The 12,520-nt window shown below is 71.1% G+C and carries 13 protein-coding genes and 1 pseudogene; 9 read left to right on the top strand and 5 right to left on the bottom strand.

Features of this window, described 5'->3' with window-relative positions; translation table 11 throughout:
- Positions 1–46: 46 nt before the first annotated feature.
- Positions 47–1,219: a hypothetical protein gene (locus KSNIM_RS37915; protein ID WP_263107725.1), complete on the top strand. Its 1,173-nt coding sequence runs from the start codon at positions 47–49 to the stop codon at positions 1,217–1,219.
- A 426-nt stretch (positions 1,220–1,645) separates the two neighbouring features.
- Here KSNIM_RS37915 and KSNIM_RS37920 read toward each other — a convergent pair whose 3' ends face one another.
- The 3 genes from KSNIM_RS37920 to KSNIM_RS37930 form a co-directional block, all read right to left on the bottom strand.
- On the bottom strand, positions 1,646–2,197 hold the full coding sequence (locus KSNIM_RS37920; RefSeq protein WP_263107726.1) for a hypothetical protein: 552 nt from the start codon (positions 2,195–2,197) through the stop codon (positions 1,646–1,648).
- Between the two features lie 330 nt (positions 2,198–2,527).
- Positions 2,528–2,836, bottom strand: coding sequence for a hypothetical protein (locus KSNIM_RS37925; protein WP_263107727.1), 309 nt, complete (start codon positions 2,834–2,836; stop codon positions 2,528–2,530).
- Positions 2,812–3,042, bottom strand: coding sequence for a hypothetical protein (locus KSNIM_RS37930; protein WP_263107728.1), 231 nt, complete (start codon positions 3,040–3,042; stop codon positions 2,812–2,814). Before KSNIM_RS37930 ends, KSNIM_RS37925 begins: the two co-directional genes overlap by 25 nt.
- A 112-nt stretch (positions 3,043–3,154) precedes the next feature.
- On the opposite strand from KSNIM_RS37930, the gene KSNIM_RS37935 reads away from it, so the two are divergent.
- From KSNIM_RS37935 to KSNIM_RS37950, 4 genes are all read left to right on the top strand, one after another.
- Positions 3,155–3,853 carry a TetR/AcrR family transcriptional regulator gene (locus KSNIM_RS37935; protein ID WP_263107729.1) on the top strand — a complete coding sequence of 233 codons (699 nt, stop codon included), beginning with the start codon at positions 3,155–3,157 and terminating at the stop codon, positions 3,851–3,853.
- Positions 3,854–4,015: 162 nt separating this feature from the next.
- Positions 4,016–5,368, top strand: a complete 1,353-nt coding sequence (locus KSNIM_RS37940) for a serine hydrolase domain-containing protein (protein ID WP_263107730.1) — start codon at positions 4,016–4,018, stop codon at positions 5,366–5,368.
- A 542-nt stretch (positions 5,369–5,910) separates the two neighbouring features.
- The gene (locus KSNIM_RS37945) at positions 5,911–7,074 is read left to right on the top strand and encodes a Ku protein (protein WP_263107731.1); all 1,164 of its coding nucleotides are present in this window, start codon (positions 5,911–5,913) and stop codon (positions 7,072–7,074) included.
- A 19-nt stretch (positions 7,075–7,093) separates the two neighbouring features.
- The gene (locus KSNIM_RS37950; protein WP_263107732.1) at positions 7,094–8,008 is read left to right on the top strand and encodes a DNA ligase; all 915 of its coding nucleotides are present in this window, start codon (positions 7,094–7,096) and stop codon (positions 8,006–8,008) included.
- Between the two features lie 52 nt (positions 8,009–8,060).
- On the opposite strand, the gene KSNIM_RS39600 is transcribed toward KSNIM_RS37950, so the two are convergent.
- On the bottom strand, positions 8,061–8,162 hold the full coding sequence (locus KSNIM_RS39600; RefSeq protein WP_411543831.1) for a hypothetical protein: 102 nt from the start codon (positions 8,160–8,162) through the stop codon (positions 8,061–8,063).
- A 321-nt stretch (positions 8,163–8,483) separates the two neighbouring features.
- On the opposite strand from KSNIM_RS39600, the gene KSNIM_RS37960 reads away from it, so the two are divergent.
- Positions 8,484–8,792 (top strand): hypothetical protein, encoded by a 309-nt coding sequence (locus KSNIM_RS37960; RefSeq protein ID WP_263107733.1) that lies wholly within the window; start codon positions 8,484–8,486, stop codon positions 8,790–8,792.
- Positions 8,793–9,295: 503 nt separating this feature from the next.
- Here KSNIM_RS37960 and KSNIM_RS37965 read toward each other — a convergent pair.
- Positions 9,296–9,397 (bottom strand): annotated as a pseudogene (locus KSNIM_RS37965) (IS5/IS1182 family transposase); the annotation flags it as partial.
- A 1,055-nt stretch (positions 9,398–10,452) separates the two neighbouring features.
- On the opposite strand from KSNIM_RS37965, the gene KSNIM_RS37970 reads away from it, so the two are divergent.
- The 3 genes from KSNIM_RS37970 to KSNIM_RS37980 all read left to right on the top strand — a co-directional run bounded on the left by KSNIM_RS37970 (position 10,453) and on the right by KSNIM_RS37980 (position 12,462).
- Positions 10,453–10,752: a DUF4193 domain-containing protein gene (locus KSNIM_RS37970; RefSeq protein ID WP_263107734.1), complete on the top strand. Its 300-nt coding sequence runs from the start codon at positions 10,453–10,455 to the stop codon at positions 10,750–10,752.
- Between the two features lie 760 nt (positions 10,753–11,512).
- Entirely contained in the window at positions 11,513–11,992 is a 480-nt protein-coding gene (locus KSNIM_RS39255) for a helix-turn-helix transcriptional regulator (protein ID WP_317634120.1), read from the top strand.
- 38 nt (positions 11,993–12,030) lie between these two features.
- Positions 12,031–12,462 (top strand): GntR family transcriptional regulator, encoded by a 432-nt coding sequence (locus tag KSNIM_RS37980; protein WP_263107735.1) that lies wholly within the window; start codon positions 12,031–12,033, stop codon positions 12,460–12,462.
- Positions 12,463–12,520: the final 58 nt, after the last annotated feature.

The following is a 12,520-nucleotide window of genomic DNA, read 5'->3' on the forward strand; positions in this document are numbered from 1 at the left end:
GGACCCCCGCGCTGCCCACCACCACACCACTCCGAAGGAGACCACCGTGACCGGAGCCCTGCGCACCCGCCTGATCAGCACCGCCCTGGACAGAGTCGACAGTGCCGTCACCGTCACCGCCGCGGCCGCCACCGGCCTCACCGCTTACCGAAGCCTCCACCACCGTCCGGCCGAGGCCCGCATAACCCGCGCCCTCGCGGCCGGTGCCCTCGCCGCCGTCTTCACCGACCACCATGCCTACAGGGCCCTCGCCCCGCTGCGCCGGCACCTCGGTGCCGAGCAGCACGGCGCGGTCCGCGAGCCGGTCCCGGCGCCCACGCCTGAGCAGCTCGCCGCCGACCTGCGCAGCGACGCGGCGCACCGCGCGGCCTCCGGCGCGGCGCGGCTCGACTACGGCCAGGGCGGCCTGACCAGGGCCGCCAACTGGACCGGGCAGCCGGACGGCAGCGCGACGTGCGAACTCACGCCGACCGCGCATCTGCTGGCCGTTCCCCGTCCCACCGACCGCGACGGCTACAGCAGCCGCAGCTACCTGCTGCTCACCGGCACGGCCGCCACGCCGGTCAAGGTCCACAGCATCACCGACCTGGTTGCGCTCCTCGACAGCCCCGCCGCTGGCGAGCCGCAGCCCGCCGACGACGAGGGCGACGAGGACGGCGAACCGTGGGGCGCCCTCGGCCGGGACCTGGCCATCTCGCCGAACTCTGCCTCGCTGACCCGGGAACGAGCGGCCCGTCCGCTGACGAGGACCCGGCTGATGTCGACCGGGAAGCCGAAGCCCACGCCAACGGCACCCTCTGATGACACTGCGGCCCGCGCGGCGTGGTGCGGTGCTCGTGGGTGCGCATCCCCGCTCCCGCGGAACCGCCGGAGCGGGGACGCGAGGAGTGCCGCGCCGTCCCTGTCCGGTTGGGTGCGGGCGAGGGCGGCCGGGCTCCTCGGCTGTCGTCCCGCGCCGCCTTGGGCTTGTCGGTGGGGTGGGGCCTGGCGTGCACCGGGACAAGCACAGCTCCCGCACCTTCTCGGGGTCTTGCCGGGCGTCGAGCGCCGGCGGGTCTGCCGTGTCGGCGTGTTCACGGGTGGTCGATCGCGGAGTTTCCGGGCGGGTGGGGTTCAGGTGTCTATTGGGGCCATCCGCTGGGTCCGGGGCTGGAGGACAGTGTGGCAACGTGGTCTCGGCAAGGCCCTGCTGCCTCCCGCCGTACTGTCGACTCGATGACGCTCGGATCTTCTTGCCGGGCCAGAGTCCGTGCGGTCGGCAGGAGGTTCTGCAGGATGCTGTATTCCCCGCTCGACAGTCCCATTTCCTGGTAGTCGAGGCCCCAGTCCGAGCCCGGCGTCACCAGGGTTCGGGCCCAGTAGCCGATCGACCGCGCGCATTCGGCCGCGGGGTCGTAACTACTGCCCGTACTCGGTGTCTTGCCCGGTTGGCCGGCAACTGCAGAAGACTGGGCCGGGCCGGTACTGCCAGGGGTGCCGCACGCGGTGAGCCCCACCGTCAGGGCTGCTGTACCCGCGGTGCGGCCGATCCAACGGAATGTCATCCGGGGAGTATGGGCTTGCGCGCGGGCTTGCGTCTACAGGCCGGGCGAGGAAGCTGCAGGGTGGCGACTCTCCCTGGCATCCGGGAAAACCGCGGCGCGGCTCAACGCACCCACCCCTCCTCCACGGGGACCACGCCCCCACCGGCCCGCCGCGCCGAGCACCCCACCGACCGCCACCACTGGCCCGGCCCGCACCCCGGCGGGCCGGGAGGACACCTGCCAGTTGACTCAGGCGTCGGGGTTCTTGCCCGTGGCCGTGGTCTTGATGCGGTCGACCTGGAGCTTGGCGAGCGTCTGCAGATCGTCGGGCTTCGTGATGTCGGGGCCAGCAAGTAGGCGACGACCGTGCCGACGCGCATGACGGCGCTGGAGGAGTCGCCCGTGGTGCAGGCGTCAGTCTCGTCGGCGCCCGGCTGGATGGTGAGCGGCGTGGACTTGCCGTCGCTCTCGTGGGCGGAGGCGGCCAGCTGCTTCATGCCGGCCTTGGCGTTGTCGAGCGTGTCGTACGCGAGCAGGGTGAACCGCATCTTCGGCTCGGCATCCGAATCCGCGGAGGCCTTCGCCTCGTACAGCGTCTGACCCATCGAGGTCACCTCCGTGCAGGCCAACTCCTGGTAGCCGCAGTACTTCAGGGCCTCGGCGCCCTGGTACATCACCGGCTGGTTGGCGCGCCAGCCCTACGGGGCTCCGAGCTTGCTGGGCAGCGCCTGGCTGATCTGGGACGGGCTAAAGGTGAGACCTTGGAGTCGCCCCCGCCTCCTGCTGAACTCCCGCCACTGGCGTTGCTCCCCTGAGAGCAGGCCGCCAGCCCCAGTATGAGCATGGTGCCGATGGGCCCCATGGCGAGACCGCGTGACCCCCGGCGCGCCGGATCTTCCTCCTGCTTCTTGATCATTCCCGTGCGGCACACCCAACACCATCGGCCGTTCCGATTCCAAGCGGACTGTTCCCCAGGCCGTCTTCTCGGCAGCCTCGTTGGTTGTTCATGCGAGGGCGGTGGCGGCCAGGGCGAGGGCGGCGGCGCCGAGGACGACGACGTGGCGGGCGTTCTGCAGGACCCACACCCTGCGCGGGAAGCCGGACTCGGCGGACTTCAGCAGGGCGGCGACGTCGATCCGGACCAGGTCCGGGTCGCCCTTGCGGGCGAAGGCCGCCTTCACCGACGAGGTGGCGGTCAGATTGCTGTAGAGAATCACGCAGTTGATGGCCGGGACCAGCCCGAGGACGATCCAGTTCAGCAAGCCGGCCCAGGAGCTGCCGGTGAGGTTCAGGGCGGCGGTGACGCCCAGCACGGTGGCGCGATCGACACCGGCGCCCAGGTCTCGTGGCCGCCGGCGTCGAAGCGCATCCCGTTCTCCTCCAGCACGGTGGTCCGCACCCCCTGGCGCCGCAGCTCGGCGTGGGCGGCGGCGGTGGCCCCGAAGCGGGCCCGGACGACCGGGATGCTGACGAAGGCGCCGGCGACGGGCAGCTGCCTGGCGGCGATGAAGACGTTCACGATCGGTTCTCCCTCGGGACGGTGCGCCGGTCTCGGCGCCATTTCCTTGAACTATGTGCAAGATGCTTCCTGAACTTTGTGCAGGAGGATGCGGCCGCCCTATCGTGGGCCCATGCCACGCAACACGCTCACGCGCGACCAGATCATCCGCACCGCCGTCGAGCTGCTCGACGAGGAAGGCCTGGAAGGCCTCAACATGCGCAGCCTCGGCAAGCGCCTGGACAGCGCGGCCACCGCGGTCTACTGGCACGTCAAGAACAAGGATGAACTCGTCCTGCAGGCCGCGGACCTGGTCTGGCACGAGATCGAGCTGCCCGACCCCGGCCTGCCCGAGGACTGGTGCGAGGCTGCCATCGCACTCGCCGTCGACCTGCACGAGATGTTCGAGCGCCATCCGTGGCTGGTGCAGGCGTTCGGCTCCTACCTCTTCTACGGCCGGGGTAAGGCGCGGTACGACGACCACTGCCTCGCCCTGTACGAGCGGGCCGGGTTCGCCCCCGCCGACGCCGACCGCATCGCTGCGAGTGTTTTCACCTACGTGCTCGGCAATGGGCTCGGCCTGGCCGCCACGGTCTCCCTCAATCGGCGCCTGAGCCGGGACGGACAGGACCCGCAGGAGCTCATCGCAGCCACCATGGCCAAGGCCGCCGAGGTCGCCCAGGAGTTCCCCCGCCTTCGCGCGCGCCTGGCCGAGCCCATCGCCGCCGACTACGCCGCGGCCCCCGAGCACACCCTCGAACGCGGCCTTCGCGCCCTCCTCGCCGGGATGGAAGCCGAACTCCCCGTCGGTGAATGCGACGCGGACGCGTAGGGGTACCGCTCGGGCCGGCATCGACTTGCACTGTGTTCAAGAAACCTCTTGTACTTTGCTCAAGCTCTCGCTAGCTTCACTTGAACAAAGTGAAAGTTGCTGCGGCGCCCGGTGGGCACACCTCGGGGTCTCGCGAGCCGCGCTGACCGGGAGGGAACCGAGATGTCACGCGATGCACTGGAAGAGTTCGTCGAGGCGCAGGCCAAGGAATTCGGCATCCCGGGTGTGGCGGTGGGGGTCTGGATGGACGGGCGCGAGCTGACCGCCTGTCACGGTGTGACCAGCATCGACAACCCGCTGCCCGTCGACCGGGAGACCCTGTTCGTGCTGGGCTCGGTCACCAAGACCTACACCGCGACCGCGATCATGCGGCTCGTTGAGGAGGGGCGGGTTGAGCTGGACGCGCCGGTCCGCCGCTACGTTCCCGAACTCCGGCTCCCCGACGAGGACGCAGCCGCGCGGATCACCCTCCTGAGCCTGCTCAACCACACCGCCGGGCTGGACACCCGGATGGTTTTCGACAGCGGAGACGGAGACGACGCGCTGGCCAGCGAGGTGGCCCAGATGGCCGAGGTGGCGCTGGTCGGCCCGGTCGGGGGCCGTGCCTCCTACAGCCAGCTCGGCTACAACCTACTCGGCCGGGTCATCGAGAACGTCACCGGCGAGACCTACGAGGCCGCCGTCGCCGCGCTCGTCCTGGAGCCGGCCGGCCTCGACAACAGCGTCTTCACCGCCGGACAGGCCATCACCCGCCGGTTCGCCGTGGGCCATAACCTCGCCGACGGGACGCTCAAGGTTGCCCGGACCTGGAAGGACACCCGCGGCAACAACCCGGGCGGCGGCCTGGCGTCCTCGGTCTCCGACCAGCTGCGCTGGGCCCGGTTCCACCTCGGCGGCGGTGACCTGGCGCGCCGGATGCAGGAGCCGACGGTGGAACTGCACGGCTCCACTCTCGGTGACGCCATCGGCCTCGGCTGGTTCCTGCGCGACGTGGACGGCGTGCGCACCGTCGGGCACGGCGGTTCGACCAACGGCCAGTTCGCCGACCTGCTGCTGGTCCCGGAGCGGGACTTCGCCGTCGTCGCGGTGTCCAACGCCGGTCCCGACAACGGGCTGAAGTTCAACCAGGCCGTGATCCGCTGGGCCCTCGAACACTACCTCGGCGTGGCCGAGCGCGACCCCGAGCCGCTCCCGTATGACCCACAGCGCGCTCAGGAGATCACCGGGCACTACGAGAACGAGTTCATGACCCTGATCATCGACACCGACGGTGACACGATGACGCTCGAATGCCGGATCAAGCCGGAGATCCGCGCGGCAGCCGAGCGGGAGCTGCCGGCGGACCTGCCGCCGGCCGGCCTCGGCCTGCTCCCCGGAAGCGGCGACGTGTACATCGTCACCGGCGGCGGCCTGATCGGCCAGCGCGGCTTCCTCACCCGCGACGCCGACGGCGCCATCATCGGGGCGGACCTGGCCGGACGGTACTTCAGCCGGGTCCCGACACCTGGCGAATGACACCCGGAACCCACAGGATCCCGCGGGCGAGGTTCTGCTCTCGTCTGCCCGGCACGTACACCTCCGACGGCGCCGGGCCGGCAGGACTCCGCCCGCCGGGGCGGCCGACCGTACACATCGGCCGCCCCGAAATCGGCGGCCCGCACCCGCCAGGAGCCGCTGCCCTTCGACCGCAGGGCAGCGGCCTTCGTACGACCCCGGGGTTCGGGAACCGGCAGCTGCCCCGGACGGCCGGGCTCAGCGCGGCTGGCTCGGCGAAGGCCGGCAGTACGCCGACGAAGGCGTGGGCTCCACGGGTGCGTGTCGTGGACTTGAAGCGGGCCAGCCACCCGAGCCAGGAGTTTGACCTGCGGGTTTCTGCGTAGGCGCCCGGTGCGGTGAGCGGCGGCCCGCAGGGGCCAGGTGGCCGTGCATCGCAGGCGGTGCCGTCGGGTGGCGGTGATGCTGAGGGCGTCCCGTCCGTGCCGCGACCGCGGGCGGGGCGTCGTCGTCCGAGTGCCCGGCCGAAGCGGTTCGGGTGTCGTGTGGTGGAGGAGGCTGTCATGGCCAGGCCGGTGTGGACGGGGGTGCTGACGTTCGGGCTCGTGACCGTGCCGGTGGCGCTGTACACGGCGACGGAGTCGCACACGGTGCGCTTCCACCAGCTGGAGCGCGGCACCTCGGACCGGGTGCGCAACCGGCGGGTGAACGAGCGCACCGGCGAGGAGGTCGCCTTCGGCGACATCGTGAAGGGCTACGAGGTCGGCGACGGCGAGTACGTGGTCGTCGAGCCGCAGGAGCTGGAGCAGATCTCGCCTGGCCGCTCCCGGACGATCGACGTCTCGGGGTTCGTCGACCTCGGCGAGGTCGACCCGATCTTCTTCGACAAGACGTACTACCTCGGGCCGAAGGGCAAGGAGTACGCCAAGATCTACCAGCTGCTGACGAAGGCGCTGGAGCGCTCCAACCGGGCGGGGCTGGCGATGTTCTCCATGCGCGGCAAGGAGTACCTGACCGCGGTGCGCGCCGAGGACGGCCTGCTGGAACTGCACACCATGCACTTCGCCGACGAGGTCCGCGACCCGCGCCGCGAGATCGACGACCTGCCCACCGGTGACGCCAAGTTCTCCCCGCAGGAGTTGCAGACGGCCGAGCAGCTGGTGGAGATGCTCGCCGTCGACTGGGACCCCGACGAGTACCACGACACCTTCGAGGAACAGGTCCGCAAGCTCATCGAGGACAAGCAGGCCGGCCGCGAGATCACCGTCTCCGCCGGGCCCGCACCCGAGTCCACGAACGTGATCGACCTGATGGACGTGCTGCGGCGCAGCGTGGACGCCGCCCGCTCCGGCAAGTCCGCGTCCGCGGACGCCGGCGGCCAGGCAGAGGAACCGACCGCGAAGGACTCCGCGAAGGTGGCGGGCGGGCGGCGCGGCCGCGCGAGCGCCCCAGCCCCGGCGTCGCACCGGGCGCCGAAGGCGAAGGCCGGGACGAAGTCCACCTCCACCGCGGCGAAGGCCGGCAAGCAGACCGCGGCGTCGAAGAAGCGCGTCACCGCCGGCGGCAAGGTGGCGGCCGAGGACCTGTCGAAGCTGACCAAGGGCGAACTCTACAAGCGCGCCACCGATCTCGACATCCCGCACCGCTCCACCATGACCCGCGACCAGCTCCAGGACGCCGTCGCCAAGGCCACCCGCAGCAGCGGCCGCCTGCGCCGCGCCTCCTGACCACCGGACCCCGCACACCATGGCGACATCGAAGAAGCCCGCCACCTCCTCCCCGGTCACCGTGCGGCCGCCGGTGGAGCTGGTGCGCCCCGCCTCCTGGCCGCTGCTGCCCGCGGAGCGCGAGCTGCCCGGCCCGGTACTGTTCCAGCCGAAGATGGACGGCTTCCGCGCCGCCGGCTTCCACCTCGACGCGGGCCGCACCCTGCTGCAGTCCCGCTCCGGCAGAGACCTGACCGCCGACTTCCCCGACATCGCCCGCGCCCTCACCACGCTCCCGGAGGGCACCGTCGTCGACGGCGAACTCGTCGCCTGGAACGGTGCCCACATCGACTTCACCCAACTGCTGCGCACCCCGGCCGCCCGAGCCCGGGACGGCATCCACGTCACCTACGTGGTCTTCGACCTGCTGGCGGAGCCCGGCCGGGACCTGCGTGCCCGGACGGCGGGGGAGCGGTGGGAGGTGCTGTCGCGGCTGATGGCGGGGGTGCGCCCGCCGCTGCAGCAGATCATCGCCACCACCGACCGCACCGAGGCGCTGCGCTGGCTGGAGCAGATGCAGCCCTTCGGCGTCGAGGGCCTGGTCGTGAAGACCCTGGACGGCCGGTACCTGCCCGGCGTTCGCGCCGGCTGGTGGAAGGTGAGGCACGCCGACACCACCGACGCCGACCTGGTCGGCATCACCGGCCCGGTCACCCGCCCCGAGGCCTGCCTGGTGCGCCTGCCCGACGGCCGTCAGGAGGTCACCGCCCCGCGGCTGACCGGACCCCAGGCCCAGCAGGTCGCCGCCGCGGTCGCCGGCCGACTCGACCCGGCCACCGCCGGACCAGCCGCGCGGATCCACTGGGTCGCCGAACCGCAGCCCGTCGTCGAGGTGCTGGCCGGCAGCGGCCGCCACGGCGACGTCCGCTACATCCGCCTCCGCCCGCCCGACTGAACCCCGCCCCACGGCGCAGCGGTGCCCGGCGACACCTTCCGCGCCTGCCGCCTCACGTCGCCCCGGCCCTGACCGGTGCGTCCTGGAGATGCGGGGCGGGCGAGACGGTGATGAGGAACTGGGAGCTGGTGGTGCCCGGTCCGGTATTGGCCATGCCTAGCGGGTACGGCATCACGCCAGGTCGGGGTCGAACTCGTCCTTGAACTTGTACGCGGGCCCGCCGGTCCCGTTGCCAAGCAGGTCACCGTTCTGGATCACGAGGCCTTTCGATGACCCGGCGGAACCCAGTTCACTTGCATGACCTGCTTCCCGGTCCGCCACCGCACCAACTCGCAAGTGACGACGGCATCACGGCGCGGAGCCAGTGCGACGGCAAGCAGAGCCGCATGGCCGACGCCAACCACGGCTCCGGCGTGCGGCCCAGCGATGCGAGGTCGGTGATGTGACCCCGGCTCGCTGTGGCTAGATTCTTGGTATGCCTTCACACCTCAGTCGCGGTACTTCGGGCGCCTTCCGGCGCTTTGCCGGATGGCTCGCCCGTGGCTCGGTGGGCCACCCACTTCTCGAAGGGGTTGACTACTGGGAAGAGCTCCGTGACTCGCCTTCTCAGGTGGAGATCTGCTTCGCCATCTTTGCCAACGTCCTTGAACTGGACGAGCTGGGAGAGCCAGTCAACGAGAAGCACGCTGAGCGCAGGGCTGCGACGTGGCTCTACCAGTACTGCACCGGGGAGCTGCCCCTGGGCGAGCCGGACATCGAGCCATGGGAATGCGAACTTCACTGACTTCATGCGTACCGGACCTTGGATCAGTGCCGTGCCGAGTGCACCTCGCAGGCGGCAGTCTCAGCGGGGTGGCGGATGGCCCTCATCGGTGCCGTGAACGAGCAGCGGACCGCCCGCGGCTGGTTGGCAGCCGACCTTGCCGAGGCGGTCTGTGGCATCCGGGCCCGTTCTGCGGCAAAGGCGCGCCCCGGGAGGACGGCCCGCTCGCGTGTGGACGTCGGCAGCGTCCAGCATGAATTGGCCGGCCCCAGCGGGGCGAAGCCTCCCCTGGCCTCTTCTGCAGCGCCTGTAAAGTCGTACGGAGTGCGGCTCTGACCTGCTCTCTTGAGCGCAGGCGCAGGGTGCTGTTCAACGGGTTCGCTGGTGATCTGCGGGCTGTCCGGGCGATCATGACGAGAGGGCCCCGCTCAGTGACCGAGCACGCCATCTGGGCGGCCCCGCAGCAGACGGAGGACCAGGACACCGCCTCCATCACGCCACTGCACACCAGTCCTGATCTGTTACAACACCCCGTTGATCACCTGCCGGTGATCCCGCCGCCGATCACAACGCCCGTTGCTCACCGGCAGAAGCGGCTGAAGCCGCAACCACTGAGCGTCAGTCAGATCACCCTCATCCGATAGCCAGCGGGAGCCCGCTCATCTTAGCCATGGCCCCAACCCGCCCGGTCGGGACGCCGGACCGCTGACGCCACGCGTGCCCTACGATCCCGGGCCTCCGGCGGCTGGGATGTGGTCTACACCAGCCCCGTCAGTCGGAAAGCTGATCCCCTTCGCGCCGACTGCCACCCGTGATCGAGCGCGGCGCGAACTCCCGCCCCGACGATGGAGGGCACCACGGGAAAGGCCGAGGTCGCCGCCATCAACACCGCGCCCTTCTGATCGGCCTGCTCAACCACGAACTCGAACCGCCCCGACGCGCACCCTGTGCAGCAACCGGCCCCGCCGGACACACGCCACCGGTACGCCGTGCCATCGACCGTGATGAGGCGGGTGCCTTTCTTCCGCAGAGCCAACTGTCTCCTCCTCGACCCGAACGTAACGTGAGGCGTGAGCGTGGTGGCTTCGGATTGAATCTGACACCTGGCTCGGCTTCCACCCCGACGATCGGTCTGATCATATGTCTGTCACTGGAGGTGATGCTCCTCGCTTTCGGCGCCCCTCGAACGCCTGGCCCTGCGCCGTCGAAGTGTTGGTGACCTCCAGTACGCGGCGCGCCCCGGCGCTCGGCGCGGCTCGCCGACCCGCACCGCTCGTGCCCGACCTGCCGCCTCGTGCGGGCTGCGAGGCCCCGCCGATCAGGATCGCCGTCAACGGTGCGCGCACGGCCTGACGGCCCGTCTGCCGAATCTCCGACCGGATACGGACACGCCGGCGAAGAGCCCCGACCGCGGCCCAGTCGGCGAAGCCCCTGGCCGGCCGGACCTGTCCCTCCACCGGGGCCCGCGGCCATCCATCGGGGCCCGCGGCCGGCACTGGTCCGTCCTGGTCCGTTTGCGGAGCGCACTCGCGTCTCGCGCCCCTGGCGGCCAGCAGATGGGAGGGTGGTGCGCGATGGGACGGGACCGAGCAGAGTCGCGCCCGGTCGATACCTCACCGGCCCCGTGCCGGGGACCGATCCCACCTGCACGAGGTGGCATGACGACGAGAGGGCACCGATCTTGGCAACCGACTACGACGCGCCCCGCGACACTGGTGACGGCGTCGCCGACGAGAGTATCGAGGCCCTGAAGGGCCGGCGGGACGACGAGCAGAGCGCCGTGGTCGACGTGGACGCCGAGGCTGTCGAGGGTCTGGAGCTTCCGGGCGCGGACCTGTCCGGGGAAGAACTCACGGTCCAGGTCGTGCCCCTGCAGGAGGACGAGTTCACCTGCATGACCTGCTTCCTGGTCCACCACCGCACCCAGCTCGCGGGCCAGGACAGGCACGGCCAGCCCGTCTGCCGCGATTGCGCATCCTGAGCGCGATTCCCACCGGCCCGCCCGTGGCAGGCACCCGGCCGATACGGTCCCGGGTGCCGCCGCGTGTCCGGGGCCGGTGTGGCGTATGTCCCCGAGCCGTCTCGCGGTAGCTGCGCTGCACTGAGGCTGGGTGGAGGCCTGGTAATGCCGCGGCCCGGGTGTCCCAAGCCAACCCACCGCACCGCCTCCACTGCACCCGCCGCTGCCTCGGGCCCGAGGCGGCGGCGAACCGCAACGACCGGCCGCAGTAGCCCGTCCGCCCCGGCCGCCACGGGGTCTGGCTCAGCGGGATGAGGGACGGGATCGGGGTGCGGCTCGCCCAGATGTCCGGTAGGGCTCTGATCGGTGGCCCACCGCGAGGCGGCTGGCTTCTCGGCAGCGGGCCGCTGCACGGGGACGGGGTGGTGGCCACCGGGGCGGATGGAGCGGGCGCCATAGGCTGCCCAGGGCGCTCGCGGCCCCATAGCGCGGCCGTCGGCAGCGGACGGACGGTCCACCGGGCGCGTGAGTGGATGCCCGGCGGTGCAGGGTGCGGCGCGCAGGGTCGACGGTGACGGCGCCGAGCAGTGGCCCCCAGGCCGGCAGGGGCGGGTAGCACAGGGTCATGGCGGGACCGGCGAAGCCGTGAGGTGCTTCGGGGCTGACCATGTTCTCGGGGCTGTTCCAGCCGAGCACACCCAGGAAGCCCCGGGCGGTGAGGAGCAAGGCGCCGAGCCCGGCCGCGACGGTCGCGGCGAGGGGGCGCACCCGCCGGCCGCCGATGAGAGGGGCCCTGTGGGGAAGAGTGTGGCCCCAACGGCGGGCGAGGCCACATACCGTGCGTCTGCTGCAAAGGCTGTCCGGCCGCGCCGTGTCTGCCGGTCTCCCTGAGGGGGCCCGGTGGACGGTACCGGTGCCGCCAGGGAGGTACGCACTGCCCGCGAGGCGGAAATCGCCCCATCTGGTCGGCGACGGCGCAACCAACGACGGCGCAACCAACGCGGAAACCGGCTCGGTGCTGTTCATCAGCGCTGGAACGGTGAAGAACCACCTCGCGACGGTCCGACGCAAACCGGGCGCCCGCACCCGGGTGGGAATCGCGGCCTGGGCCTGGCGTGAGGCACCCGGTGAACGGCATCTGTGGCGCAGGGGTGCCCGTTCGCTGGCCGGGCACGACCGCCGAGCCCTCCAGGGCTATCCGTGCAGTCCTCGACCGGGCCGGTTTGAAATCGCCGCCGGACATCAACTAGGCTTCCATTAATTCATTAACACAAGCATGATCGGGCGGGGGAAGGCGATGTGATCGACTACCGGATCGACCGTGGCAGTGGCGTACCGGCCTACGTGCAGATCATCGAGCAGACCGAACGTGCGCTGCGGATGGGCACCTTGCGGGTCGGGGACAAGCTGCCCACGGCCAGGGAGGTGGTGGCGGCGACCGCCATCAACCCCAACACCGTGCTGCGGGCCTACCGCGACATGGAACAGGCTGGCCTGGTCGAACTGCGCCGTGGCCTCGGGACGTTCGTGACGCGGTCGCTCGCCCGGCCCGAAGCGGAGAGCGACTCTCCGCTGCGCCAGAAGGTCGCCGACTGGGTGGCCCGCGCGCGGGACGCGGGGCTGGAGCGGGCAGATGTCCTCGCCCTGGTCACAGCCGCCCTGGACGTCTACGACAACGAGCACGACAGCACAACCCCGGGCGACCGGGAACGAAAGAAGGAGAACGCATGACCGGGCCTGACGCGTCGGCGGCGCTGTGCGCCACGGAGCTGGGATTCCGGCACCGGAC

This window comes from Kitasatospora sp. DSM 101779, from assembly GCF_025655475.1.
GTDB lineage: Bacteria > Actinomycetota > Actinomycetes > Streptomycetales > Streptomycetaceae > Kitasatospora.

What these genes read in the sequence shown, in the direction of transcription:
- KSNIM_RS37950 (WP_263107732.1), top strand. Translation starts at nt 7,094, where the DNA reads ATGGCGACATCGAAGAAGCCCGCCACCTCCTCCCCGGTCACCGTGCGG.
- KSNIM_RS37960 (WP_263107733.1), top strand. Translation starts at nt 8,484, where the DNA reads ATGCCTTCACACCTCAGTCGCGGTACTTCGGGCGCCTTCCGGCGCTTT.
- KSNIM_RS37945 (WP_263107731.1), top strand. Translation starts at nt 5,911, where the DNA reads ATGGCCAGGCCGGTGTGGACGGGGGTGCTGACGTTCGGGCTCGTGACC.
- KSNIM_RS37940 (WP_263107730.1), top strand. Translation starts at nt 4,016, where the DNA reads ATGTCACGCGATGCACTGGAAGAGTTCGTCGAGGCGCAGGCCAAGGAA.
- KSNIM_RS39600 (WP_411543831.1), bottom strand. Translation starts at nt 8,162, where the DNA reads ATGGCCAATACCGGACCGGGCACCACCAGCTCCCAGTTCCTCATCACC.
- KSNIM_RS37935 (WP_263107729.1), top strand. Translation starts at nt 3,155, where the DNA reads ATGCCACGCAACACGCTCACGCGCGACCAGATCATCCGCACCGCCGTC.
- KSNIM_RS39255 (WP_317634120.1), top strand. Translation starts at nt 11,513, where the DNA reads ATGAGAGGGGCCCTGTGGGGAAGAGTGTGGCCCCAACGGCGGGCGAGG.
- KSNIM_RS37920 (WP_263107726.1), bottom strand. Translation starts at nt 2,197, where the DNA reads ATGTACCAGGGCGCCGAGGCCCTGAAGTACTGCGGCTACCAGGAGTTG.